25 protein-coding genes are annotated in these 23291 nt (G+C 64.7%); 7 read left to right on the top strand and 18 right to left on the bottom strand.

Annotation, left to right across the window (positions count from 1 at the left end; all coding sequences use genetic code 11):
* The first annotated feature begins 111 nt into the window (after positions 1-111).
* The 4 genes from trmFO (at position 112) to XH98_RS24045 (ending at position 4575) form a co-directional block, all read left to right on the top strand.
* Positions 112-1539, top strand: coding sequence for a methylenetetrahydrofolate--tRNA-(uracil(54)-C(5))-methyltransferase (FADH(2)-oxidizing) TrmFO (gene trmFO, locus XH98_RS24060; RefSeq protein WP_271620128.1), 1428 nt, complete (start codon positions 112-114; stop codon positions 1537-1539).
* 7 nt (positions 1540-1546) lie between these two features.
* Complete coding sequence (locus XH98_RS24055) at positions 1547-2641, top strand: serine/threonine protein kinase (protein ID WP_271620127.1); 1095 nt, start codon at positions 1547-1549, stop codon at positions 2639-2641.
* A 76-nt stretch (positions 2642-2717) separates the two neighbouring features.
* The gene (locus tag XH98_RS24050; RefSeq protein ID WP_271620126.1) at positions 2718-3299 is read left to right on the top strand and encodes a CAP domain-containing protein; all 582 of its coding nucleotides are present in this window, start codon (positions 2718-2720) and stop codon (positions 3297-3299) included.
* A gap of 97 nt (positions 3300-3396) precedes the next feature.
* The gene (locus XH98_RS24045; RefSeq protein WP_271620125.1) at positions 3397-4575 is read left to right on the top strand and encodes an aminotransferase class V-fold PLP-dependent enzyme; all 1179 of its coding nucleotides are present in this window, start codon (positions 3397-3399) and stop codon (positions 4573-4575) included.
* 26 nt (positions 4576-4601) lie between these two features.
* Here the strand turns inward: XH98_RS24045 and XH98_RS24040 are convergent, their stop codons facing one another.
* The gene (locus XH98_RS24040; protein ID WP_271601191.1) at positions 4602-5063 is read right to left on the bottom strand and encodes a cupin domain-containing protein; all 462 of its coding nucleotides are present in this window, start codon (positions 5061-5063) and stop codon (positions 4602-4604) included.
* Positions 5064-5190: 127 nt separating this feature from the next.
* On the opposite strand from XH98_RS24040, the gene XH98_RS24035 reads away from it, so the two are divergent.
* Entirely contained in the window at positions 5191-6732 is a 1542-nt protein-coding gene (locus XH98_RS24035) for a winged helix-turn-helix domain-containing tetratricopeptide repeat protein (RefSeq protein WP_271620124.1), read from the top strand.
* A gap of 14 nt (positions 6733-6746) precedes the next feature.
* On the opposite strand, the gene XH98_RS24030 is transcribed toward XH98_RS24035, so the two are convergent.
* Genes XH98_RS24030 through yajC form a run of 6 tightly spaced genes read right to left on the bottom strand, consistent with a single transcriptional unit; the run spans position 6747 to position 12399 of the window.
* Entirely contained in the window at positions 6747-7991 is a 1245-nt protein-coding gene (locus tag XH98_RS24030) for a threonine ammonia-lyase (protein ID WP_271620123.1), read from the bottom strand.
* A 45-nt stretch (positions 7992-8036) separates the two neighbouring features.
* Entirely contained in the window at positions 8037-8900 is an 864-nt protein-coding gene (locus XH98_RS24025) for a phytoene/squalene synthase family protein (protein WP_271601188.1), read from the bottom strand.
* Positions 8897-9280: an Mth938-like domain-containing protein gene (locus XH98_RS24020; RefSeq protein ID WP_057755755.1), complete on the bottom strand. Its 384-nt coding sequence runs from the start codon at positions 9278-9280 to the stop codon at positions 8897-8899. The genes XH98_RS24025 and XH98_RS24020 overlap by 4 nt, the downstream gene beginning before the upstream one ends.
* Before the next feature lie 60 nt (positions 9281-9340).
* Positions 9341-10366, bottom strand: a complete 1026-nt coding sequence (secF, locus tag XH98_RS24015) for a protein translocase subunit SecF (protein WP_271620122.1) — start codon at positions 10364-10366, stop codon at positions 9341-9343.
* A gap of 16 nt (positions 10367-10382) precedes the next feature.
* On the bottom strand, positions 10383-11981 hold the full coding sequence (secD, locus tag XH98_RS24010; protein ID WP_271601186.1) for a protein translocase subunit SecD: 1599 nt from the start codon (positions 11979-11981) through the stop codon (positions 10383-10385).
* Between the two features lie 49 nt (positions 11982-12030).
* Entirely contained in the window at positions 12031-12399 is a 369-nt protein-coding gene (yajC, locus tag XH98_RS24005; protein ID WP_057755761.1) for a preprotein translocase subunit YajC, read from the bottom strand.
* A gap of 179 nt (positions 12400-12578) precedes the next feature.
* Here yajC and XH98_RS24000 point away from each other — a divergent pair, with 179 nt between their 5' ends.
* Positions 12579-13571, top strand: a complete 993-nt coding sequence (locus XH98_RS24000; protein ID WP_271601185.1) for an ATP-binding protein — start codon at positions 12579-12581, stop codon at positions 13569-13571.
* 180 nt (positions 13572-13751) lie between these two features.
* Here XH98_RS24000 and XH98_RS23995 read toward each other — a convergent pair whose 3' ends face one another.
* Together XH98_RS23995 and XH98_RS23990 are read right to left on the bottom strand one after the other, a co-directional pair.
* A complete protein-coding gene (locus XH98_RS23995; RefSeq protein WP_271620121.1) occupies positions 13752-15149 on the bottom strand; it encodes a LysM peptidoglycan-binding domain-containing M23 family metallopeptidase in 1398 nt (465 codons plus the stop codon).
* 109 nt (positions 15150-15258) lie between these two features.
* On the bottom strand, positions 15259-15909 hold the full coding sequence (locus XH98_RS23990; RefSeq protein WP_083514639.1) for a protein-L-isoaspartate(D-aspartate) O-methyltransferase: 651 nt from the start codon (positions 15907-15909) through the stop codon (positions 15259-15261).
* 239 nt (positions 15910-16148) lie between these two features.
* On the opposite strand from XH98_RS23990, the gene XH98_RS23985 reads away from it, so the two are divergent.
* Entirely contained in the window at positions 16149-16520 is a 372-nt protein-coding gene (locus XH98_RS23985; RefSeq protein WP_271601183.1) for a response regulator, read from the top strand.
* A 2-nt stretch (positions 16521-16522) separates the two neighbouring features.
* On the opposite strand, the gene surE is transcribed toward XH98_RS23985, so the two are convergent.
* The 9 genes from surE to XH98_RS23940 form a co-directional block, all read right to left on the bottom strand.
* A complete protein-coding gene (surE, locus tag XH98_RS23980; RefSeq protein ID WP_271620120.1) occupies positions 16523-17290 on the bottom strand; it encodes a 5'/3'-nucleotidase SurE in 768 nt (255 codons plus the stop codon).
* 132 nt (positions 17291-17422) lie between these two features.
* Entirely contained in the window at positions 17423-17788 is a 366-nt protein-coding gene (locus XH98_RS23975) for a hypothetical protein (protein WP_271601181.1), read from the bottom strand.
* A gap of 97 nt (positions 17789-17885) precedes the next feature.
* Entirely contained in the window at positions 17886-19217 is a 1332-nt protein-coding gene (gene serS, locus XH98_RS23970) for a serine--tRNA ligase (RefSeq protein WP_057755775.1), read from the bottom strand.
* Positions 19218-19424: 207 nt separating this feature from the next.
* The gene (tatC, locus tag XH98_RS23965; protein ID WP_057755777.1) at positions 19425-20237 is read right to left on the bottom strand and encodes a twin-arginine translocase subunit TatC; all 813 of its coding nucleotides are present in this window, start codon (positions 20235-20237) and stop codon (positions 19425-19427) included.
* Entirely contained in the window at positions 20234-20755 is a 522-nt protein-coding gene (gene tatB / locus XH98_RS23960; protein ID WP_271620119.1) for a Sec-independent protein translocase protein TatB, read from the bottom strand. The genes tatC and tatB overlap by 4 nt, the downstream gene beginning before the upstream one ends.
* Positions 20756-20843: 88 nt before the next feature.
* Positions 20844-21077 carry a twin-arginine translocase TatA/TatE family subunit gene (locus XH98_RS23955; protein WP_027529733.1) on the bottom strand — a complete coding sequence of 78 codons (234 nt, stop codon included), beginning with the start codon at positions 21075-21077 and terminating at the stop codon, positions 20844-20846.
* A 166-nt stretch (positions 21078-21243) separates the two neighbouring features.
* A complete protein-coding gene (scpB, locus tag XH98_RS23950; protein ID WP_271620118.1) occupies positions 21244-21996 on the bottom strand; it encodes an SMC-Scp complex subunit ScpB in 753 nt (250 codons plus the stop codon).
* Between the two features lie 21 nt (positions 21997-22017).
* Positions 22018-22857, bottom strand: coding sequence for a segregation and condensation protein A (locus XH98_RS23945; RefSeq protein ID WP_271601177.1), 840 nt, complete (start codon positions 22855-22857; stop codon positions 22018-22020).
* Positions 22854-23291, bottom strand: a complete 438-nt coding sequence (locus XH98_RS23940) for a hypothetical protein (RefSeq protein ID WP_271620179.1) — start codon at positions 23289-23291, stop codon at positions 22854-22856. Before XH98_RS23940 ends, XH98_RS23945 begins: the two co-directional genes overlap by 4 nt.

Raw genomic sequence — 23291 nt, 5'->3', positions numbered from 1 at the left:
CACTGGACGAACCGATAACGCCCGCCTCGTGCGGGCGTTGTCGTTTTCAGCGGCAGAAAACTCGATCTCGGCGATTCCACTGGCCGCCGAAAAGCGCTACCTGTCCGCCCCATGACAGGACCCCTATCCAAACCCGTGCACGTCATCGGTGCCGGCCTCGCCGGTTCCGAAGCCGCCTGGCAGGTCGCGAAAGCTGGCCTGCCCGTGGTGCTGCATGAGATGCGGCCCGATCGCATGACCGAGGCGCACCGCACCGACGGGCTCGCCGAGCTCGTCTGCTCCAATTCGTTCCGCTCGGACGATGCCGCCAACAACGCGGTCGGCCTTCTCCATGCGGAGATGCGGCGCCTTGATTCGCTGATCATGCACGCAGCCGATGCCAATCAAGTGCCCGCCGGCGGCGCGCTGGCCGTCGACCGCGATGGCTTCTCCGCGGCCGTAACAAAGGCGCTGAACGAGCATCCCCTTGTCGAGATCGCCCGCGGCGAAATTAAAGGCCTGCCGCCGGCCGACTGGAGCAACGTGATCGTTGCGACCGGCCCCCTCACCTCCGCGCCGCTGGCCGATGCCATCCGCGAATTGACCGACGAGAACGCGCTCGCCTTCTTCGATGCCATCGCGCCGATCGTGCACCGCGAATCCATCGACATGTCGGTGGCCTGGTTCCAGTCGCGCTACGACAAGGTCGGTCCCGGCGGCAACGGCGCCGACTACATCAACTGCCCCATGACCAAGGAGCAATATGATGGCTTCGTCGCCGCGCTGATCTCGGGCGAGAAGACCGAGTTCAAGGAGTGGGAGACCAATACGCCCTATTTCGACGGCTGCCTGCCGATCGAGGTGATGGCGGAGCGCGGTCCCGAGACGCTGCGCCACGGTCCGATGAAGCCGGTCGGCCTCACCAATCCGCACGATCCCACGACGAAGCCATACGCAATCGTGCAACTGCGCCAGGACAACAAGCTCGGCACGCTCTACAACATCGTCGGATTCCAGACGAAGCTGAAATACGGCGAGCAGCAGCGCATCTTCCGCACCATTCCCGGGCTGGAGAAGGCCGAGTTCGCCCGCCTCGGCGGTCTGCATCGCAACACCTTCCTCAACTCGCCAAAGCTGCTCGACAGCCAGCTGCGCCTGCGCGCGCAGCCGCGACTGCGCTTTGCCGGCCAGATGACGGGCTGCGAAGGTTATGTGGAGTCCGCCAGCGTCGGCCTGATCGCCGGCCTCTATGCGGCAGCCGAGGCGCGCGGCGCGCAGCTTGCGAGCCCGCCGGCCACGACGGCGCTCGGGTCGCTTCTCGGCCATATCACTGGCGGCCATATCGAGACCATCGAGCCGGGCACGCGCTCGTTCCAACCGATGAACATCAATTTCGGCCTGTTCCCGCCACTCGCCAGCCCGCCCACGAAGAAGCCCGACGGCACGCGTCTGCGAGGCAACGAGAAGACCGTGGCCAAGAAGCAGGCCATGAGCGCGTTGGCGCTTGCCGATCTCGATCGCTGGATCGCCGATCATTTGCGCATTGCCGCAGCCGCGTGAGTTTTCGATGAGTCTTCCGAAAGACGACGCCGCGCTGCTGACGGCGCGCTGGACCGAGGGCGTGCTGCTCAAGCGCGACGTGTTTTCGACCGTCGAGCGCGGCCGTTTCCGCAGCGACAGTGGCGAGGTCGACGCCGTGCTGCGCCGGCTCGATGAGGTGCCCTGGTGGTCGTTTCCGCTGGCACGCCATCTGTTCGCACGCGAGACGCACGCGCTGGCGCTCGCAAAGGGCCTTCATGTCGGACCCGAGCTGCTGTGGGCGGGACGTCGTGCGCTGGTGCGCGGCTTCGTTGATGGCGTCGCGCTGCATCTGGCAAAGCCTCATGGCGATCTCGCCTATTTCCACTCGGCGAAGGACGTGCTGCGCCGATTGCGCCGCGCCGGCATCTGCCACAATGATCTCGCCAAGGAACAGAACTGGCTGGTCGGCCGCGATGGCCGCGCCTATGTGACCGACTTCCAGCTTGCGGCGTGCTTCAAGCGACGCGGCCGGCTCTACCGCATCCTCGCCTACGAAGACCTCCGTCATCTGCTCAAGCATAAGCGTTCCTATGCGCCGGAGGCGCTGACGCCGCGCGAGCGGAAGGTGCTGGCGAAGAAATCGTTCGCCGCGAGCCTCTGGCTTGCAACCGGCAAGAAGGTCTATCGCGCCATCACCCGCGGCCTGTTCAACTTCACCGATCGTGAGGGTGGCGGCCGCCGGCTCGTCAACGATGCGCCTGTCATCGCAGAGCTGATCCGCAAGAACCCCGCCGTGCGCGACACCGCCATCGTCGCTTTTGCCGACCGCCGTTCCGGCGTCGGGCTTTATGCCTTCGTCGAAGCCGATCAGGCCGCGCTCGAGGGCCAGCTCCGCAACGAGCTCACGGCTGCCAGGGGCCCAAAGCCCCCTGAGCATATCCAGGTCGTGCACGCATTGCCGCGCGATGCCGGTGGCAGGCCACGCACCGAGATCCTGCAACTGGTCGCGATGAACCAGCTCGACCTGATCGAGCCGATGATGAGGAACGACCAGGATCGCGCCTTCCTCAAGGACATCCTGGAGCAGCGCAAGAACCTGCGTGATCGCTTCAACTTCGAGGCGGATCTGCCGTCCGGTTAGACTGCGCGAGGCGTGGCGCCTTGAAGCGTCCACAATGCCAGTGGAGAAGCCGGGGACTGCACTGATTTGGGGACCAATGACTCGCTGGGGGACGATAAGGCGCCGCGCTGCCCTGCTGCTTGCAGGTCTGGTGCTGCTGGCCGCCACCCCGGTGACGGCGGCCGAATCCCCGGCCGAACAGATCTCCGGCTTCCGGGCGAAGCACGGAGAGGGCCGCGTCGTACGCGACACAACGCTCGACCGCATTGCCATGGATCAGGCGCGCGCGATGGCGGCGAAGGACGATCTCAGCCATGACGCCCTCGGTCCGTTCAACAAGCGCGTCGCGCCGTCGGGCGCAGGACGCGCCGCCGAGAACATCGCCTATGGCTACGACACCTTCGAGAAGACGCTGGGACAGTGGATCGATTCCTCCGGCCACCGCAAGAACCTGCTGCTCCACAACGCCACCCGCGTCGGCATCGCGAGCGCAAAAAATGCCAGCGGCAAGCGCACTTATTGGGCCATGGTGATCGCCGGCGATTACGAGCCGAAGCCGAGCAAGGGCAAAGGCAACAAGGATAGCGAGCCGCTTGTGGCCGTGAAGCGCGAGGTCACACCCACCAGCAAGCCCAAAGTCGCCAACTGCCACGTCAAGCTGCTCGGCCTCTGCATCTGAGAGGAAGCCGGGCCGGCCGTTCGCCGGCACGCAGTCTTGCTTGCGTTGCTAGGGGCGTCTAATCCATCCCGTGGGACCTGCGAGAGGGAGAGGCGCGTTGATCGACATCGACCGAATCCGGGCCGACACTCCGGCCGCCTCCCGGCTCACCTATCTCCACAACGCCGGCGCGGCTCTCATGCCCACCACCGTCGTCGCGGCGATGAAGCAGCATATCGACCTCGAGAGCGAGATCGGAGGTTACGCCGCCGCCGACCGCGAGTCTGGCCGGCTCGATGCGGTCTACGGTTCCGTGGCACGCTTGCTGAACGCCGCACGGGACGAGATCGCGCTGATGGAGAACGCGACCGTCGCCTGGCAGATGGCGTTCTATGCGCTGCAATTTCGCGCCGGCGACCGGATCCTGACCGCCGAGGCCGAATACGCCGCCAACTATGTTGCCTTTCTCCAGGTTGCCAAACGTACCGGCGCGGTCATTGACGTCGTGCCGAGCGATGCCAATGGCGAGCTCGATGTTCACGCGCTCGAACGCATGATCGACGGCCGCGTAAAACTCATCGCCATCACCTGGGTTCCGACCAATGGCGGGCTGGTCAATCCGGCAGCAGCGATCGGCAGAATCGCGCGGACACATGGCATTCCCTATCTGCTCGACGCCTGTCAGGCGGTGGGCCAGATGCACGTCGACGTCGCAGCGATCGGCTGCGACATGCTGTCAGCCACAGGCCGCAAATTCCTGCGCGGCCCGCGCGGCACAGGCTTTCTCTATGTTCGCCGCGAGCTGCTGCAGCAGCTTGAGCCGCCGATGATCGACCATTTTGCGGCGCCCTGGGTCTGCCGAAACCGCTATCAGCTCCGCGACGATGCGCGCCGTTTCGAGACCTGGGAGAACAATTACGCAGCGCGGCTCGGGCTGGGCGCGGCCGTCGACTACGCCCTTGCGATCGGCATCGGCCCGATCGAGCGACGCTGCCGCCTTCTGGCCGACCGCCTTCGCAATGGTCTTGCCGATATCACCGGCCTCACCATTCGCGACCTCGGCCGCACCCCGGGTGCCATCGTCAGCTTCACGATGGAGGGCTGCGAGGCAGACGCGATCGTCAGCAGCGCTGCCGCGGCCGGCATTACCGTCGGCGCGTCCGATCCGTCGAGCACCCGCATCGACGCGGAAGTCCGCGCGCTCCCGGTCGTCGTGCGCGCTTCTCCGCATTACTACAACACGGAAGCCGAGATTGATCGGTTGGTCGCTCACATGGCGGGTCTGGCACCACGCTAGTGTGACACCAGACCAGTGGCGTAGACCTAGGCTCTCGTCGTCAGTGCCGACAACTGGTCGGTGTCGAAGCGAGCGCGCAACTTGCTGATGGCCTTCGCGTCCGGCGTTCCGCTGGCGGTGAGCTTGGCCAACTCCTCGAAGTAGTGCTCATGCCCCGGCGGAGACACGGTCATAAGCACGCGCGCGGGCTTGTCGCTGACATTGGTAATGTTGTGGGGAACGCCTGGAGGAATGAACAGGTACGTTCCCGGCGTGGCCCGGACGACCTCGTCGGCGACGTGCCATTCGCACTCGCCTTCAAGCATGTAGAAGGTCTCTTCCTGCACGCGATGAACGTGCCGGCCCGTGACGAACCCGGCCGGTATCGTCCAATCGAACATGCTGGTGTGGCGGCTGTCCTCACCCGTCACCAGAAAGGCCATCGGCTGACCGCGCAGCGTTACTCCCGTTGTTTCGCCGGGCCGGCGGACGAGTGGCTTTGCGTTCATGTGCTCCTCCATGGCTGGGGCGCCAAATGCGCGATAACGGCGCCACCATGCTCCGCCAGTTCCGGGAAGTAGCGAAGCAGCGCGGAAATCGTTGCAAAAAACCTGCGAAATGTGCCCTTCTCTGGCGATGGCCGCGATCCTTGAATTTGGTCCCTTCCGCCTCGACGCCGATGCAGGGATTCTGTTCCGCGGGGCCGAGCCAACCCCGCTCGGCCAGCGAGCAGTGCAGCTTTTGGCCTTGCTGGTGCAGCGAGCCGGCATGCCGGTATCGAAGGACGCTTTGATCGAGGCGGCATGGCCCGGCCAGGCCATTGAAGACAGCAACCTGACCGTCCAGATGGCGGCGGTCCGGCGCACGCTGGCAGACGGCTGCGGAGAAGCGCAATGGATCGAGACCCTGCCACGGCGCGGCTATCGCTATGTCGGTCCGGCGGTGATGTCGTCGGCCTCGGACCGAACAACCGCACCATCGCTGACCTTGCCTGAGAGGCCATCGATCGCGGTATTGCCGTTTGCGGACCTGAGCGGCGATACGGAGCAGGACTATTTTGCCGACGGAATGGTCGACGACATCATCACCGGCCTGTCCCGCATCAACTGGCTGTTCGTGATCGCGCGAAATTCCACGTTCACATACAAGGGCCGAGCGGTCGATGTGAAACAGGTCGGTCGCGAGCTTGGCGTGCGCTACGTGCTGGAAGGCAGCATCCGGAAGACCGGGGGCAATGTGCGTATCACTGGACAGCTGATCGATGCGTCGACCGGCATGCATGTGTGGGCCGAACGCTATGACCGTCACTCCGATGATATTTTCGCGCTTCAGGACGACGTCGCCATGTCCGTCGTCGGCGCCATCGCGCCGAGCCTTCGCCGCGCCGAAATCAACCGGGTCAAACGCAAACGGCCCGACAGTCTCGATGCCTATGATCTCGTCCTGCGGGCTCAGCCGGATGTCGATTCCGGCATGCCGGAGCAAGTCACGCAGGCGCTCGTCCTGCTCGAGCGCGCAATCACGCTCGAGCCCTCCTATGCGCTGGCGCACGGTAACGCTGCGATGTGCCACCATTGCCTGTTCCTCCGCGCTGGTTTGCAGGAGGGAAGCCGCGCCGCCTCGATCAAGCATGCGCGATCGGCCATCGCCCACGGGCAGGATGACGCCCTTGCCCTTACGCTGGCAGGCTTTTCAATCGGCATGGACGGGCACGATCGCGCGGCGGCATTCACCGCACTCGATGCCGCGCTCGCGATCAGCCCGTCATCGGCGCTGACTTACATCCTCGGTAGTGTGATGCTCGGCTGGGGTGGTGATGCCGACCGCGCGATCGAATGGAGCGAGCGCGGCATGCGGCTCAGCCCGTTTGATTCCTGGGCCTTCGCAGCCTTTGACGCACAGGCGATGGGGCATTTCCATCGCGGTCGGTATGAAGAGGCCTGTCGCGCGGCCTACCGCTCGGTTCAGGCTAACCCGCGTCACAGCATTACCCATGTGCAACTGGCGGCGGCGCTTGCAAAGCTCGGGCGATTGCAGGAAGCGAGAGCCGCCGCGGCCCGGGTGTTGGAATTGCACCCGACCTTCCGCTATGGCCGCCAATTCCAGGGCGTCAATTGCGCACCGGCCCTGGCGGCATCGCTTGGTGAGGCCCTGCGGGCCGCCGGGCTGCCGGAGTAATTGTCAAATCCGCTTCAGGTGCAACGCGCGCTCAATCCGGATGCGCTGAGCTTGGCCATGACCTCGTCGAGATGGGCGCTGTCGCGTGTCTCGATGACGAGCTGCAACAGCGTTGCCTTGGCGGGGAGGTCCGAGAAGGTCCGCTGATGCGAGACCTCGATGATGTTGGCACCGGCCTCAGCCAGCAGCGCCGCGACCGCGGCCAGCTGGCCGGGTCTGTCGGGGATGTCGAGCGAAAGCTGCGTCAGCCGCCCCTCGCGGGCAAGCTCGCGCGTCAGCACGGAAGCGATCAGCCTGGTGTCGATGTTGCCGCCACTCAGGACCAGGCCAACCTTCTCACCGGCAAAGCGCGTAGGATCCGACATGATCGCCGCGAGGCCGGCAGCGCCCGCACCCTCGACGACCGTCTTCTCGATTGAGATCAGGGTTGCGACCGCGCGCTCGAGCTCGGCTTCGTTGACGAGCGCGATGTCGTCGACGAGGCCGCGGACGATCTCGGTGGTGATCTTGCCCGGCGATTTGACCGCGATGCCTTCGGCGAGCGTATCGCCGCGCGCCGGCAGATTGCCGCCATGGATGGCGTTGTACATCGAGGGATAGAGCCAGGCCTCGACGCCGAGAATCCGCAGCGACGGCTTTAGCGATTTCGCCGCTATGGCGATGCCGCTGATCAGGCCGCCACCGCCGATCGGCACGACCAGCGTGTCGAGTTCCGGCACCGCCCCGAGTATTTCCAGCCCGACCGTGCCCTGCCCCGCAATCACCAGCGGATCATCGTAGGGGTGAACGAAGATCATGCCGCGGGCTTCGCCATGGCTGCGCGCAAACGCAGCCGCCTCTTCCAGAGTAGCGCCCGTCACGACGACCTCGGCGCCGTGATGCCTGGTGTTTTCGACTTTCACCATCGGCGTGCCCACCGGCATCACGATGGTGGCGGGAATGCCGAGCCGCCTGGCGTGATAGGCAACGCCCTGCGCGTGATTGCCCGCGGACATGGCTATGACCCCCCGCACACGCTCGTCCGGCGTCAGCGCGTTGAGCCGGTTGAGCGCGCCACGCTCCTTGAACGACGACGTGAACTGGAGGTTTTCGAATTTGAGCCAGAGGTCACAGCCGCAGATATTGCTCAGCGTTCGGCTGTAGCTGCAGGGCGTCTCGACGACGGCGCCGCGGATGATCTCGGCAGCGGCGTGAATGTCAGCCGGCGAAACCGGAAAGCCGCTCAGATCGGGAGATGCGGATTGGGACAATTCGGCCATGGGACAGCATAGTGCATTTGGCCGGCGGCGGCGATAAGCCAACCGCTATTTGGTAAATTCCCGGGATCGTGAAGCCCGCCACAGCGTCCATAGCGTGCGCAGCCGCGAGACCGGCTGCGGAGCGAAGGGATTACGTCCTGGCCGCGCCAGGCGATCGAGATCTGACCGCGCCTGGCTCAGCGGCAGGAAGGCGGCCCGCGCCGAGGGCGGCAGCTGCGCCAGCAGCGAGGACGCCGTCCCCAGATGCTGACGCGCATCGCCGATAAGCTGGTCCAGCGCGGCATGGAGATTGGGCGTCTGCCTGCCCGCGAACACATCCTCGGTGGAGCAGCCATGGCTGGTCAGGAGTTGCTGCGGCAGGAACAATTGCCGATGGGAGGCGTCCCGCGGCAGGTTCGCGATCACCTGCGCCATGCCCTGTGCCAGGCCGGCGTGCCGGGCCACATGCTCAGCCGCGTCCAAAGCGTCGCCCATGATCCGCGCCGCAAGCGTGAAAAGGGCCGAAGAGGTCGCAGCCAGATAGCCTTCGAGCGCCGTCATGGTCGGCATCGGATCGTTGTAGAGATCGAACTGATGCTCGTCGACCAGCAGTGACAGCGGCTCGACCGGCAGGTCGAAATCGCGGATGGCGCGCAACAGCTCCGCAGCCACCGGATTGCCCTCGGCGCTGCCGTGGACCAGGCCCGAGAGCAAATCGCTCCACCATTGGAAGCGTATCTCGCCGGGCAAAGGCTGGCTCACCTGGTCGCGAACGCGGACGATCTCGACATTGAAGCCGTAGAGCGCAAGCAGCGCGCGGCGCTCGGCGGCCGGTGCGAACAGCGTCGCGACGTAGCGGGGAAAGTCGTGGCTGCGCACGAGGTCGGCGCAGTAGGTCGCGGTGTCGGGCGGCGTCGCGGCGCTGCTCATGGCACCGCTATCAGCGCGGCCGCGACGCGGCGCCGTTCGCCGATCATGATGTTGTAGGTGCGAACGGCGGGGCCGGTCTGCATGGTGTCCAGGACCACCCTCACCGCCTTCAGCGCCTGGCGCAGCTCCGGCGGCGGCAGCCAGAGCCCGGTTCCCGTGCCAACCAGCAGCGTGTCGATGCCGTTGGCCGCCGCAAACACCCGATCCAGCGAATAGCGGTCGATCTTGGTGGGATCGGTGACGTCCCAGGCCCAGATCGCATCGGGCAGGCACAGCAGCGAGCCCCGGTGCGACATGCCGCCAAAGGCGAAGCCGCCCTTGCCATAGGCCTCGATCGGCGCCGAGCGCGGGAAATGGGGAGCGTTGGGATCGCCGGCCATGAGCTTCGTCCGAATGAGCTGACTACCCTCGCAAACCCATGCGAGGGCATGCGGTTCGGATCATGCCTTGTTTTTCTTCGCCGGCGCAGCCTCTTCTCTCGCATCTTCGCGGTGCTCGCCGACGCCGAGATAGATCAGGATCGGCGCGGCGATGAAGATCGAGGTGTAGGTGCCGACCAGCACCACGCCGAACATCATCACGGCCGTGAAGCTGTGGATGGCGTGACCGCCGAACAGCAGCAGCGCCAGCAATGCCAGCGTTACCGTCAAGTGGGTGATGATCGAGCGCGACAGCGTCGAATTGATAGACTCGTTCAGCAGCTGCGGCATCGGCATCTTCTTGTAACGCCGCAGCATTTCACGGATGCGGTCGTAGATGACGACGGTGTCGTTGAGCGAATAGCCCAGAATGGTCAGAAGCGCCGCGATGCTGGTCAGGTCGAAATCGACCTGGCTGATCGACATGAAGCCGATCGTCAGCACGATATCGTGCACGTTGGCGATCATGGCGCCGAGCGCGAACTGCCATTCGAACCGGAACCAGAGATAGACCAGGATGGCAATGATCGCCAGCATCAGGCCGGCCATGCCCCAACCCAGCAGCTCACCGGAGACGCGCGGGCCCACCACCTCGACGCGGCGATACTCCACGGACTCGCCGAGGGCGCCGCGAACCTTGTCCACGGCTTCCTGCTGCGCCTTGTCGCCGCCCGGCTGCTCGGCAACGCGAAGCAGCACGTCGGCGGCGCCGCCGAATTGCTGCAGCTGGACTTCGCCAAGGCCCAGGCTGCCAAGGGTCGTGCGCATCTGCGCAAGATCGGCGGTGCCCGACTTGGCCCGCACTTCCATCAGGGTGCCGCCCCTGAAGTCGATGCCGAAGTTCAGCCCATGGGTGAAGAACAGCACAATGGCGATGATCGAGAGCGTCGCCGAGATCGGGAACGAGATGCGGCGGAACTGGGTGAAGTCGAAATGCGTATCGTCTGGCACGATGCGCAGCGACGGCAGGAGGCCGAGCACGCTGACCACGGTCAGCACGGCAATCAGGACGCCGAGAGAGATGAGAACGAGTTGAGTAGTGGTCACAGCCGGCCTCGAATGATCAAATCGGCACGGTCTTCGGCCGCTTCCACTGCACCCACCATGCCACGATCAGGCGGGTCATGGTGAAGGCGGTGAACACAGTGGTGATGATGCCGATGCCGAGCGTTACAGCGAAGCCGCGCACCGGTCCGGTGCCGATCATGAACAGCACGGCTGCGGCAATGAAGGTCGTGATGTTGGAATCGAGAATGGTCGCGAGCGCCCGCTTGAAGCCTGCGTCGATCGCCGAGATCGGGCTCCTCCCGCCGCGCAGCTCCTCGCGGATGCGCTCATAGATCAGCACGTTTGAGTCGACCGCGATGCCGACGGTGAGCACGATGCCGGCAATGCCGGGCAGCGTCAGCGTGGCGCTCAGCAGCGACAACAGGCCGAAGATCATCGCGACGTTGATGCAGACGGCGATGTTGGCGAACACGCCGAACAGCCGGTACGTCAACAGCATGAACACGACGACCATGATCGATCCGACATAGGCCGCAAGCTCGCCCTTCTCGATCGAGTCCTGGCCGAGGCCCGGACCGACCGTGCGCTCTTCCACGACGGTCAGCGGCGCCGGTAGCGCGCCCGCGCGCAAGAGGATCGCGAGATCGTTGGCCGACTGCACCGTGAAGCTGCCGGAGATCTGGCCCTGCCCGCCGGTGATCGGCTCGCGAATGACCGGCGCCGAGATCACCTTGTTGTCGAGGATGATCGCGAAAGGCAGTCCGACATTCTCCTGAGTCGCCTGCGCGAACTTGCGCGCGCCCGAGGTATTGAACTTGAAGCTGACGACCGGCTCATTGGTGCGCTGGTCGAAAGTCGCCTGGGCGTCGGTCAGGTCGCCGCCCGCAACCAGCACCTGCTTCTTGACCACGTAGCCGGCCGGCGGCGGCGTGGCGGCCGGCAGGAACTCGGTGTCAGGCGGCAACCCGCCCTGCTGGGCCTGGTCCAGCGGCACCGAGGGGTCGACCATGCGGAATTCCATCTTCGCGGTCTTGCCCAGCAGTTCCTTCAAATGGGTTGGATCCTGCAAACCCGGCACCTGCACCAGGATGCGGTCATTACCCTGACGCTGGATGATGGGCTCGACGGTGCCGAGCTCGTTGACGCGCTTCTCGACGATCTGGATCGACTGCTCGATGGTCTTGCGCAAACGGTCGATCATCGCGGGCTCCGGAACGCTGAGGCGGATCAATCCACCACCGGCGTCGGCGACTTCAATGTCGCGCTGGCCGCTCGACCCCATAAGACCGCCGATCGGCTGCGCAAGGTCGCGCAACTTGGCGAGCGTCGTCTGGACATCGGCGTCCTTGACGCGCACCTCGACGGCATCGCCCTTCGTGACGAGACCGGTGTAAACGATCTTGGCCTCGCGCAGAACGCGACGGACGTCGTCGCGAATCTGGTCGAGCTTTTCCTTCTTCACATAGTTGGAGTCGACCTCGAGCTGCAGAGAGGAGCCGCCCTGCAAGTCGAGACCCAGCACCAGGCGCCGCTGCGCCCAGGCGGGCCAGGTCTTGACCCGCGCTTCGGAGAAGAAGTTCGGGACCGCAAAGAGGCACACGATCAGCGCTGTCAGGATGATCCCGAGCGCCTTCCACCGCGTGAAATACAACATCGACTGGACCTGTCAGATCAGGAGAATTGAGATGCCCGCAGGAAAGCGCTCACTTCGCCCCGGCGTCGTCCTTGGCGCTTTCCTTCGCGCTGTCCTTGGCCGGCTCGCCCTTGGCGCGCACGCCCGAGATCATCGAGCGCATCTGGCGCACGCGCACACCGTCGGAAATTTCGAACTCGATCTGGTCGTCGTCGACCACCTTGGTGACCTTGCCGACGAGGCCGCCCGAGGTCACGACGGTGTCGCCGCGGCGGATGTTCTTCACAAGCTCGGCGTGGTCCTTCACCTTCTTCTGCTGCGGGCGCAGAATCAGGAAGTACATGATCACGAAGATCAGGGCGAACGGCAGCAGCGACATCAACATGCTGTTGGTGTCGCCAGCGCCCGCGGCCTGGGCATACGCAGGGGTAATCAGCATTCGGACGATCCTCGTGGAAACGGGGGAAGCCGGTCAGGCCTTGACGGCGACCGGCTCGGTCAAATTCGCGCGGACTATAGCGACCACCGCCCCAATTGCAACGCTGCCAGACCGGCGATTTGGCCACCTTGCGGCGCGCCGTCAGGCCCGATAAGGCTGCGTTCTCAGGAACTTCGGACATGCCCAAAAAACCAAGTAAAAGCCCGGCCGGCAAAGGCCCCCGTGCCCCTGCTTTGAAGCCCGCCCTGGTCGCGGCAAAACGCCCCAATGCGGTCTCAAAGGCTGCCCCTCAGGCCTCCCCTGAGCTTTCCCAGGAACGCATCGCGCGCGCGCTGGAGACCATTGCGGCCCACCTCGCGGCCCAGGGCAAGCCGGCGATCGAGCGCGAGTCGTTCGACCGGGCGGACGCCTATGTCTGGCACCCCGACGGCCGCCTGGCGGCGGTGCCGCGGGTCAGCCGGGTCGAGCTGTTCCTGCTCAAGGGCGTCGACCGCATGCGCGACATCCTGATCGAGAACACCGAGCGCTTCGCCAACGGCCTGCCCGCCAACAACGCCCTGCTCTGGGGCGCGCGCGGCATGGGCAAGTCGTCGCTGGTGAAGGCGGCCCATGCCAGCATCAACGCGGACCGCAAGCCCGCCGACAGACTCAAGCTGATCGAGATCCATCGCGAGGATATCGAAACGCTGCCGATGCTGATGGAGAAGCTTCGCGACGCTGACTTCAACTTCATCGTATTCATCGACGACCTCTCCTTCGACGGCAATGATGCGTCCTACAAATCGCTCAAGGCCGTGCTCGAAGGCGGCATCGAGGGGCGGCCCGACAACGTCATCCTCTACGCCACCTCCAACCGCCGCCATCTGCTGGCGCGCGACATGATCGAGAACGAGCGTTCGACCGCGATCAATCCGGGCGAAGCGGTCGAGGAAAAGGTTTCGCTGTCGGATCGCTTCGGCCTCTGGCTCGGCTTCCACCGCTGCAGCCAGGACGAATACCTTGCCATGGTGCGCGGCTATTGCAGCCATTTCGGCATCAAGGTCGACGACGAGGCGCTGGAGCGCGAAGCGCTGGAATGGTCGACCACGCGCGGCTCGCGCTCGGGCCGCGTCGCCTGGCAGTTCGTGCAGGAGCTGGCGGGCCGGCTCGGTGTCAAGCTGGCGGCGAAATAGCTGTAGCCGAAGCTATAACCCAAACCGCAACTGTCATTCCCCGCGAAAGCGGGGAATCCAGTACGCCGCGCCTTATCGGCTCAATAACACCTGTCTCTGGAATACTGGATCGCCCGGTCGAAGCCGGGCGATGACGGCGTGCTTTGTGGTGATGGCGTGCCCCGAACTGGAGCCCTAGCCTTATGCCCCGTTGAGGAACTGAAGCGGGTCAACCGGGCTCGATCCCTTACGGATCTCGAAGTGGAGCTGCGGCGACGCCACCTCCCCTGATTGACCCGACTTGGCAATGACCTGGCCGCGCTTGATGGTATCGCCACGCTTCACCAGCAGCTCACTCGCATGGGCATAGGCGGTAACGTAGCCGTTGGAGTGCCGAACCAGGACCAGATTGCCGTAACCTTTCAGCTCGTTGCCGGAATAGGCGACGACGCCGTCTTCAGCCGCCTTGACCGGCGTACCCTCGGGCACCGCGACATTGATGCCGTCATTGGACTTGCCGTTGGTCTTGGCGCCGTAGCTCGTGATCACCTTGCCGCGCACCGGCCAGCGGAAGGTCGGCAGCGAGCTGGTGGTCTCGGCCGCCTTCGCGGGCGCCTCGGCCGCGGGCTTCTCTTCAATATTGGTGGTGGCTTGAGCCAGACGCGCGCTCTGCACCGGTTGGGCGACAGCGGCCATCTTGGTGGCAGGCACTGGTGCGGCCGCAACCGGCTGCAACGCGGCCGCCACGGGAGCCGCAGCAACCGGCGCCGGAGCAAGCGGAGCGGCAACGGCCGCGGTCTTGGCGCCCGGCACGGTCAGCTTGGTGCCGAGCTTGAGCTTCGCCGACGGCTCGAGACCATTGGCGCGAGCAAGCTCGGCCGCGGAGATATGGTTCTTGCGCGCGATGCTGGCGAGCGTGTCGCCGTGATTGACGAAGTGTAAGCTGGGCGGCGCGGCGACGGCCGCAACCGGCTTCGACGCCATCGCGGGCGCCGCGGCAACCGGCGTCGTAACGGGCGCCGGTGCAGCCGCCACAGCACCCGGATGCGGGATAACGAGCTGCTGGCCTGGCGAAAGTGCGCGCGGCCCCTTGTAGCCGTTGGCGGCAAGAATCGCCTGCGGCGTCACGTGATAGCGCTTGGCGAGCACATCGAGCGTGTCGCTGGTGCCGACGATGATCTTGGTCCCGCCAGCCGGCTGTGCGGCCACGACGGAGCGTTGCGGCACCGTGCCGGTGGTTTCGAGACGCGGCTGAGCCGGCGGCGTGTAGGAGCCGAGCCCCCGCCCACCTCCAGAGACGCCCCCACCCGCCGCAACCGGATAGGATTGCGGCGCAGCGACTGCCGGCGGCGGCAGCGCCTGGGACTGATAAGAGCCCGGCTGGGTCTGCGGCCGCGCATATTGCGGCAGCTCGCGCTGCTGCGGCGGCGCCTGCTGCACCGAACCGGTCTGCTCGGACGAGAAGGGATTTGAGAAGTTCGACTGGGACAGCCGCGACGACATGTCGGCACTGCACCCTGCGAAACTCAAGGAAATCAGCGCCAGCACCGCGACCTGCGGTACGCGGCGCGAGTAAAGCAACTCGGCGACAACGGACATGGTTACTCACTCGTACGCAACAGAACTGGTTTTTTAAGTAAACACGCGCCGAGTAAATAACGGCTTAACCCTCCCAATAAGATGTTGGATGCACTGCCGATCCGGAGTTTTACAGCTCCCGCGCCACGCCAGGCAGCGCCGGCACGAAACGCACCTCAACGAGTTCCCTGCGTTCGATCCCGGCCTCGCTGCGGGTGAGCCGCGTCAGCGTCTGCACGCCCTGATGCGGGCCGACCGGTGCGATCAGGATGCCGCCGACCTCGAGCCGCTCGACCAGGTTCTCCGGAATCTGCTCCACCGCGGCGGTGACGATGATGCGGTCGAACGGACCGATGTTCGGCGGAAGGTTCAAGCCGTCGCCGAGCATCACCTCGACATTGTGACAGCCGAGCTTTTCGAGCCTGGCGCGTGCGGCGTCCGCGAGCTTTCGATATCGCTCAACGGTGAGGACCTCACGCGCCAGCTTCGACAGCACCGCGGCCTGATAGCCGGAGCCGGCGCCGATCTCGAGCACGCGATGGCTCTTCTGGAGCTGAAGCTGCTCGGTCATGTAGGCGACGACAAAGGGCTGGCTGATGGTCTGCCCGCAGGCAATCGGGAGCGCGCTGTCACGGTAGGCGCCGTCGCGATCGGAGGCCTCGACGAAGAGCTCGCGCGGCACCTCCTCCATGGTCCGCAATACAGTCTGATCGCTAATGCCGCGACGTCTCAGCGTGAGCTGAAACATCATTTTTTCCGGCGGGGGCTGATTGGAGGTCATCGCTGCTCGTGTCGTCTCATCCGGTCCGGATCGATGGTTTCCGCGCCAATGTCCAGAGCCAGAATCTTGTTCCTGCGGAGGAACCCATAATAGCCCTTTGCGCTTAGGATTTGGCCATAAATTGGCCTGGAGCCGACAGCCACCACGGCCATTTTCAAGTGCCGGTTAGGCGAAACGCGCATTGCGTCGATTCGTGTTATCTGCGAACGTTTTCGGGAATGGGCAAGGACTCAACGACAATGACCGCGACAGGGCTTTCGGGCCGCTCTGTATTTCTCGTCGAGGACGAGGTCATGATCCGAATGATGGTCGCGGATATGCTGGAAGAGCTCGGCTACAAGGTCGCGGCCGAAGCGGGCGACATCACCGAGGCGATGCGGCTCGCCCAGGCGACCGAGTTCGACATCGCCATCCTCGACGTCAACGTCAACGGCAAGGTGATCTCGCCGGTCGCCGACGTCATCAAGGCCAAGGGCTGCCCGTTCATCTTCGCGACCGGCTACGGCTCATCGGGCCTGCCGGAGCAATATCGCGACCGGCCCGCGCTTCAGAAGCCGTTTCAGCTCGATGCGCTCGGCAAGACCATCGAAGCCGCGCTTCGCGCCGGCTAACCCTACTTCAACGTCGCGCTCAGCTCTTCGGAAAACGCTTCATTGGTGCGGTCGAGCCTGAGCGGGGTGACCGAAACGTAGCGCTCGCGCAGCGCCGCGAGATCGGTCCCTTCGGCCGGCGTATCCATCATCGCTGTACGTTCGAAGCCAATCCAGAAATAGGGATTGTTGCGCCCGTCCCTACGCTCGTCGATCCTGAGAAAGCCGAGATTGCGCTTGCCCTGCCGCGTCACGCGAATGCCGAGCACCTCGTCCGGCGCGCATGACGGGAAGTTGACGTTGATGACGGTGTCCTTGGGGATTCCGGCCTTGATCACCTTGCGCAGGATGTCGGGCCCGAATTTGCGCGCGGTGTCCCACGGCGGCCGCTCGCGCGTCTCGACGCTGAATTCCTGCGACAGCGCGAACGACGGGATACCCAGAATAGTGCCTTCGAGCGCGCCGGCGATGGTGCCGGAATAGACCACGTCCTCGGCAACGTTGCGCCCCTTGTTGACGCCGGAGAGCACAACGTCGGGCAGCTTGGCGCCGAGGATATGGCGCGCGCCCATGATGACGCAGTCGGTCGGGGTGCCGCGCACGGCAAAGTGCCGCTCGCCGACCTCGCGCAGGCGCAGGGGATCGTTCAGCGACAGCGAATGCGACACGCCGGACTGGTCGAGCTCGGGCGCCACCACCCAGACATCGTCGGACAGCGCGCGTGCGATCTCCTCCACGACCTTGAGGCCGGGAGCGTGGATGCCGTCGTCATTGGTGCAGAGAATGCGCATGCCGGGGGTCGATTCCTGAGCTGGGGTCAGGCCGTCTTATCCGGCTATCACACGTCAGGCAAACCGGCTTCGGCGCAGTCCTGACCCGTGATTCATGCTCATCGCCGCAGCGCAGCAATTGCCCGGTCCGTTCTAACGGCGGACCCGCCATTGCGGCAGGAAGCGCGCCAGCCTGCCCTCCGCACGCAGTTGCATTGCCGGCACGGCCGGACTCGCGGCGGGCGTTGTTTCAATGACACCAAGCGCCTTGAGTTGCGCGACGAGCGGCTCCGCCACCGGCATCTGCGGATAGCGCCCCCGCGCCACCGTCAGCGCCTTGTCAAAATCCACGACATTGACGCCGGCCTTCGCTCTGCGATCCTGAATGAGCGCGTCGTCCCAAAGCCGCGCGATGTCGATGTCCAGCACGCCACGCAAGCGCTGGTCGACGGCCTGGATGCCGGCACCCGTCACCGCCCATTGTCGGCCGATCCAGAAGATATCGCGGTGCAAGGCCATGGACGGTGGTTTCGCATTCGCAGGTCACCGGCAGGATAGCCGGCGGCCCGAACTTCGCAACCAAACGTTTCTGCCATTGCATGCGGGCAATCACACTTTACTCGCGCGCAACCACCTTCAACCCGCCCATATAGGGCTGGAGTACGCTGGGGACCGCGATTGAACCGTCCTCCTGCTGATAGGTCTCCATCACGGCAATCAGCGCGCGGCCAACAGCGGTGCCGGAGCCGTTCAGCGTGTGCACGAAGCGCGGCTTACCGTCCGGACCGCGCGAGCGCGCATCCATGCGGCGCGCCTGGAAATCACCGCAGACCGAGCAGCTGGAGATTTCGCGGAACATGCCGCCCTCGCCCTGCCCGGGCATCCACACTTCGATGTCATAGGTTTTTTGCGACGAAAAACCCATATCTCCTGCACAGAGCGTCATCACGCGATAATGTAGGTCGAGCTTCTGCAGCACCTGCTCGGCGCAGGACAGCATCCGCTCCAGCTCGTCCTTGCTGGTCTCGGGCGTGGTGATCGAGACCAGCTCGACCTTGGTGAACTGATGCTGGCGGATCATACCGCGGGTGTCGCGCCCGGCCGCGCCCGCCTCGGCGCGGAAGCACGGCGTCAGCGCGGTGAGGCGCATCGGCAGTTGCTTCTCGTCGAGAATGGACTCGCGCGCGAGGTTGGTGAGCGAGACCTCGGCGGTCGGGATGAGGCCAAGGCGCTCGGTCTTCAGCCGCTCATGATCGGGTTCTGCCAGCAGCTCGCCCTTGATCGCCCAGAACTGATCGTCCTCGAATTTCGGCAACTGCCCGGTACCGAACATCACCTCGTTGCGCACGAGCAACGGCGGATTGATCTCGGTGTAACCATGCTCGGTGGTGTGCAGGTCGAGCATGAACTGGCCGATCGCGCGTTCGAGACGAGCGAGCCCCTTCTTCAGCACGACGAAGCGCGCGCCGGAGAGTTTTGCCGCCGCCTCGAAATCCATGTAGCCGAGCGCGGTGCCGAGATCGTCATGCAGCTTCGGCGCGAAGCCGTAGTTGCGCTTGGCGCCGAACACGTGGTGTTGGACGTTGCCGTGCTCATCCATGCCATCGGGCACTTCGTCGAATGGAATGTTCGGAATCGCAGACAGCTCTTTGGTGAGTTCCTCGTCGAGAGCCTTCGCGGCGGCCTCGAGTTCCGGCATCGTGGTCTTGAGCTCTGCAACCTCGGCCATCAGCTTGGCCGCGCGCGCCTCGTCCTTGGCTTTCTTGGCGTCGCCGATTTCCTTGGACGCAGCATTGCGCCGCGCCTGCGCCTGCTCCGAGGCCAGGATCGCCGCCCGCCGCCTCTCGTCGATCGCAAGCAGCGACGCCGACAACGGCTTCAAACCCCGCCGGGCGAGGCCGGCGTCGAAGGCTTGCGGGTTATCGCGGATCGATTTGATGTCGTGCATGGCGGCGGTCCTGTATCAGCGCGTAAACCTACAACGGCAAACGCTGTACGTCAGCGCGCCTCCCCTAGCACAGCTGTGATCGCCCGCGAAAGCGGGCGATCCAGTATTCCCGAGAGGATTCCTCGATAGGCCGCGGCGTACTGGATGCCCCGCCCCCCGTGCGCAATTGCGCACTAGGCGGGGCATGACGGCGGAGGGTGTGGCCCCCTACTCCGCCGGATTCGCGTCCGACGACGCGTTAGTTCCCGTGGTCGCCTGCGAGGCGGCCGCCTTCTTCTCCACCATCGACACCGAGATGATCGAGCCCTCGTAGAGCGCGAGCAGCGGAATCGCCAGCGAGCACTGGCTCAGGATATCAGGCGGCGTCAGCACCGCCGCGATGATGAAAGCCAGCACGATGAAATAGCGCCGCTTCTCGCGCAGCATTTTCGAGGTGATGATGCCGATCCGTCCGAGCAGCGTCAGGATCACCGGAAGCTGGAAGGCAATGCCGAAGGCGAAGATCAGCGACATCATCAGCGATAGATATTCGCCGACCTTGGGCAACAGCTGAATCTGCGCGGTCTCGGCGCCCCCCATCTGCTGCATGCCGAGCGAGAAGCGCACCAGCATCGGCAGCACGACGAAATAGACCAGCATCGCGCCCAGCACGAAGAAGAACGGGGTCGCGACCAGATAAGGCAGGAAGGCCTGCTTCTCGTGCTTGTAGAGGCCCGGCGCGACGAACTTGTAGATCTGCGTCGCAACAATCGGGAACGAGATGAAGCCGGCGCCGAACAGCGCGAGCTTGAGCTGGGTGATGAAATATTCCAGCAGCGCCGTATAGATGAACTTCGAGTTCTCGGCGCCCGCGACCCAAACGAACGGCCAGACCAGCACGTTGTAGATCTGCTTGGCGAAGAAGAAACAGAAAATGAAGGCCACGCCGAAGCCGAGCAGCGCCTTGATCAGCCGCGACCGCAGCTCGATCAGGTGGTCCATCAGCGGAGCTTTGCTGGCCTCGATATCGGCGTCGCTCATGACGCTTTGACGTCCTTGATTGCTTCGGGTGCGGCGTTCTGCGCAACCGGTGTCTGCTCGACCTCCTGGGTGACGGCGAGCGGCTCATTCGCAGCGGAATGTGCTTCCGCTTCCACGAAGGTTTCGGGCGTTGGGGCTTCCGGCGTCGTCGGCGTCGCCGGCGCTTCACTTGAAGCCGCTGGTGGTTCGACAGCAGCGGTCGTCGGCGGCTCGGCCGGCTTGTCGAGCGCATCGACGCGCAGCGCGTCGCTGACGTCCTTCTGCAGCGAGGTCATCAGACCGCCGCCGGTGAAGCCGGAGGCGGCTTCCTTGACCTCGTCAAAGCTCTTCTTGAGGTCGGCCATCTCGGCCTCGCGCATCGCCTCCTGGAACTGGCCCTGGAATTCGGCGGCCATCTTGCGCGCCTTGCCCATCCATTGGCCGACCATGCGCAAAACGCCCGGCAGCTCTTTCGGGCCAATGGCGACCAGGGCCACGACCCCGATCAGAACCAGCTCACTCCAGCCGATGTCGAACATGACGTCTTCCGTTCACGCGAAATGACGATCGGCCCAATCCCTCACGCGCAGGATCGGGTCCGCTTCCCGCGTCTCGCGTGCTCCTGGCTCAGACGGCCTTGCTGCCAACGTCGGATCGCGCCGCGGTCGGAGCGGCATTGTGCTCGATGGACTTCGAGGGCTCCTGCTTCTCGGCGGGCTTGTCGTCGTCCTGCATGCCCTTCTTGAAGGCCTTGATGCCCTGCGCCACGTCGCCCATCAGATCCGAAATCTTGCCACGGCCAAACAGCAGCAGGACCACTGCGATCACCAAGATCCAGTGCCAAATGCTAAGTGAACCCATCCTGCAACCCTCCAAACGCGCATGGCCGGGACCCGGCCGATCTTGACCGGAACGTAGGCTTCGCAAGGCCCAAAAACAAGGACCAAGGCAGCGCCAATTCGCTGTTGGCGCTACGTAATCTTGCTAGTGTTAACCTGTCGCAGGAGGCCCGTAGAAGGCCGGAGTATCACTCCTCGCCGCCCCCCTCATCGCCCTCATTGCCACCTTCCGGTGGCGTCTCCGGCTCGACCGCCGGCGCCAGGGACAGATCGAGTTCCTCGCCCGGTTCCAAGGGATCCTCGTCCTCACGCAGCGCCGGATCATCCGACGGCGTCGGTACGCTGAATCCGGTCGGCAGGCGCGAATCCAAGAGGCCTGTGCCCTTCAGCTCCTCCAGACCCGGCAGGTCGCCGAGCTGTTCCAGGGTGAACTGCGACAGGAAGTCCTCGGTGGTTCCGAAGGTCAGCGGACGGCCGGGCGTCTTGCGGCGGCCGCGCGGCTTGATCCAGCCGGTCTCCAGCAGCACGTCGAGCGTGCCCTTGGAAGTGACCACTCCGCGGATCTCTTCGATCTCAGCGCGCGTCACCGGTTGGTGATAGGCGATGATCGCCAACACCTCGATCGCGGCACGCGACAGCCGCTTGGTCTCGGTGCTCTCGCGCGTCATCAACCAGGCGAGATCGCCGGCAGTACGGAAGGTCCATTTGTTGGCGACCCGCACGAGGTTGACACCGCGCGAGGCATAGTCCGCCTGGAGCTGCTCCAGCGCAGCCTTGACGTCGACGCCCTCGGGCATCCGCTTGGCCAGGGTCGCGGTGTCCAGTGGTTCACTCGAGGCGAACAGCAGCGCTTCCAGCAGCCGCAATTCTTCGGGGCGTGCCTGGGTCTCATTCTCCATCGGCTCGGCCTCTTCTACCCGCACTTCAGCCAGGCTTGCCATGGCAGCTTCTCCTTCTTGCACTTAACCGACCGGGGCATCGGGCGCAGACGCTGCGTCCACGATCGGTTTCCCGCGCCCCTTTCGGAAATAGATGGGCGCAAACGCCTCTTTCTGGTTCAGCTCAAGCTGCCCCTCACGCACCAGCTCGAGCGCGGCGGCGAAGCTCGAGGCGAACACCGTCGCGCGCTGCGTCGGATCGGCGACATGGCGGATCAGGAAATCGTCGAGCACGCCCCAATCGTCCTGCTCGGTGATGCTGCCGACCAACCGCTCCAGCGTGGCCCGCGCCTCGGCGAGCGACCACACCGTGCGCTTGGCCAGATGCACACTCGCCAGCACGCGCGACTGACGCTGCGAGGCGTAGGCTGTGAGCAAATCGTACAGCGTCGCGGTGTATTTCGGATGCTTGATCTCGGCGATCTGCTCGGGTTCGCCGCGCGGGAAAACGTCACGCAGCAATTGCGCCCGGTTCATCAGCCGGTTGGCGGCTTCGCGAATGGCTTCGAGACGGCGCAGACGATTGGCAAGCGCGGTTGCCATTTGCTCGGCGCTCGGACCTTCCGCGCTCGGCGGTTCCGGCAGCAGCAGGCGCGACTTCAGGAAGGCGAGCCAGGCCGCCATCACCAGATAGTCTGCGGCCAACTCGAGGCGGATCTTTCGCGCGGCTTCGATGAAGTGGAGGTACTGGTCCGCCAGCGCCAGGATCGAGATCTTGGCGAGGTCGACCTTCTGCTGCCGCGCCAGCGCGAGCAGCAGATCGAGCGGGCCTTCATACCCCTCGACGTCCACCACCAACGCCGGCTCGCCCTCGGCGAGCTCTGCGGGCCGGCCGGTTTCAAACGATAGAATTTCTGCGGTCATGCGGATGCCGTGTTTGCGGTCAATGCGTCCAGTTGCGCATTGTCGTTGCTGTGACGCGGCGCGCCGGCCGCCTGCATGGCGCGACCTGCGTCGCCAATGCGTCCCGCCAGCGTCTTCATCGGCACGTCATTACTCATTAACAAACCCTGGAACCCGATTGCGCTGCGAATCACCTGAGCAATCATTGTCGCAGAACTCGGCATTGGATGGACCGGCTTGGCGGCGCCATCCACGGGAATGCTGTGACCGGCGGGTCCGGCCGCGACCAGCTGTCCCGCGTTCAATTCCCTAATGCGGCCCGCGGCTTGAGTCGAAATCTCAAAGCTATGCCTGAAGGGAATCAAATCCCACGAGCCTTCGGCACGGACAAATGCCCGCTCAGCGGCGGTCAGTTCCGGTCCGGATACGCCGGTAATGAAAGCCCGCGTGCTCAT

The organism is Bradyrhizobium sp. CCBAU 51745 (genome assembly GCF_028128715.1).
GTDB classification, from domain to species: Bacteria; Pseudomonadota; Alphaproteobacteria; order Rhizobiales; family Xanthobacteraceae; genus Bradyrhizobium; species Bradyrhizobium manausense.
The sequence above is the reverse complement of the archived record's forward strand: the minus strand, read 5'-3'. Positions and strand labels throughout refer to the sequence as shown.

Excerpts from the sequence above, each read along its gene's own strand:
- XH98_RS24025 (WP_271601188.1), bottom strand. The coding sequence starts at position 8,900 with ATGAGCAGCGCCGCGACGCCGCCCGACACCGCGACCTACTGCGCCGAC.
- XH98_RS24040 (WP_271601191.1), bottom strand. The coding sequence starts at position 5,063 with ATGAACGCAAAGCCACTCGTCCGCCGGCCCGGCGAAACAACGGGAGTA.
- yajC (WP_057755761.1), bottom strand. The coding sequence starts at position 12,399 with ATGCTGATTACCCCTGCGTATGCCCAGGCCGCGGGCGCTGGCGACACC.
- XH98_RS24050 (WP_271620126.1), top strand. The coding sequence starts at position 2,718 with ATGACTCGCTGGGGGACGATAAGGCGCCGCGCTGCCCTGCTGCTTGCA.
- XH98_RS24030 (WP_271620123.1), bottom strand. The coding sequence starts at position 7,991 with ATGGCCGAATTGTCCCAATCCGCATCTCCCGATCTGAGCGGCTTTCCG.
- XH98_RS24055 (WP_271620127.1), top strand. The coding sequence starts at position 1,547 with ATGAGTCTTCCGAAAGACGACGCCGCGCTGCTGACGGCGCGCTGGACC.
- XH98_RS24035 (WP_271620124.1), top strand. The coding sequence starts at position 5,191 with ATGGCCGCGATCCTTGAATTTGGTCCCTTCCGCCTCGACGCCGATGCA.
- XH98_RS23995 (WP_271620121.1), bottom strand. The coding sequence starts at position 15,149 with ATGTCCGTTGTCGCCGAGTTGCTTTACTCGCGCCGCGTACCGCAGGTC.
- serS (WP_057755775.1), bottom strand. The coding sequence starts at position 19,217 with ATGCACGACATCAAATCGATCCGCGATAACCCGCAAGCCTTCGACGCC.
- XH98_RS24000 (WP_271601185.1), top strand. The coding sequence starts at position 12,579 with ATGCCCAAAAAACCAAGTAAAAGCCCGGCCGGCAAAGGCCCCCGTGCC.
- XH98_RS23940 (WP_271620179.1), bottom strand. The coding sequence starts at position 23,291 with ATGAGCACGCGGGCTTTCATTACCGGCGTATCCGGACCGGAACTGACC.
- XH98_RS23955 (WP_027529733.1), bottom strand. The coding sequence starts at position 21,077 with ATGGGTTCACTTAGCATTTGGCACTGGATCTTGGTGATCGCAGTGGTC.
- XH98_RS23945 (WP_271601177.1), bottom strand. The coding sequence starts at position 22,857 with ATGACCGCAGAAATTCTATCGTTTGAAACCGGCCGGCCCGCAGAGCTC.
- XH98_RS23975 (WP_271601181.1), bottom strand. The coding sequence starts at position 17,788 with ATGGCCTTGCACCGCGATATCTTCTGGATCGGCCGACAATGGGCGGTG.
- scpB (WP_271620118.1), bottom strand. The coding sequence starts at position 21,996 with ATGGCAAGCCTGGCTGAAGTGCGGGTAGAAGAGGCCGAGCCGATGGAG.
- trmFO (WP_271620128.1), top strand. The coding sequence starts at position 112 with ATGACAGGACCCCTATCCAAACCCGTGCACGTCATCGGTGCCGGCCTC.
- XH98_RS24020 (WP_057755755.1), bottom strand. The coding sequence starts at position 9,280 with ATGGCCGGCGATCCCAACGCTCCCCATTTCCCGCGCTCGGCGCCGATC.
- tatC (WP_057755777.1), bottom strand. The coding sequence starts at position 20,237 with ATGAGCGACGCCGATATCGAGGCCAGCAAAGCTCCGCTGATGGACCAC.
- XH98_RS23985 (WP_271601183.1), top strand. The coding sequence starts at position 16,149 with ATGACCGCGACAGGGCTTTCGGGCCGCTCTGTATTTCTCGTCGAGGAC.
- XH98_RS23990 (WP_083514639.1), bottom strand. The coding sequence starts at position 15,909 with ATGACCTCCAATCAGCCCCCGCCGGAAAAAATGATGTTTCAGCTCACG.
- tatB (WP_271620119.1), bottom strand. The coding sequence starts at position 20,755 with ATGTTCGACATCGGCTGGAGTGAGCTGGTTCTGATCGGGGTCGTGGCC.
- secD (WP_271601186.1), bottom strand. The coding sequence starts at position 11,981 with ATGTTGTATTTCACGCGGTGGAAGGCGCTCGGGATCATCCTGACAGCG.
- surE (WP_271620120.1), bottom strand. The coding sequence starts at position 17,290 with ATGCGCATTCTCTGCACCAATGACGACGGCATCCACGCTCCCGGCCTC.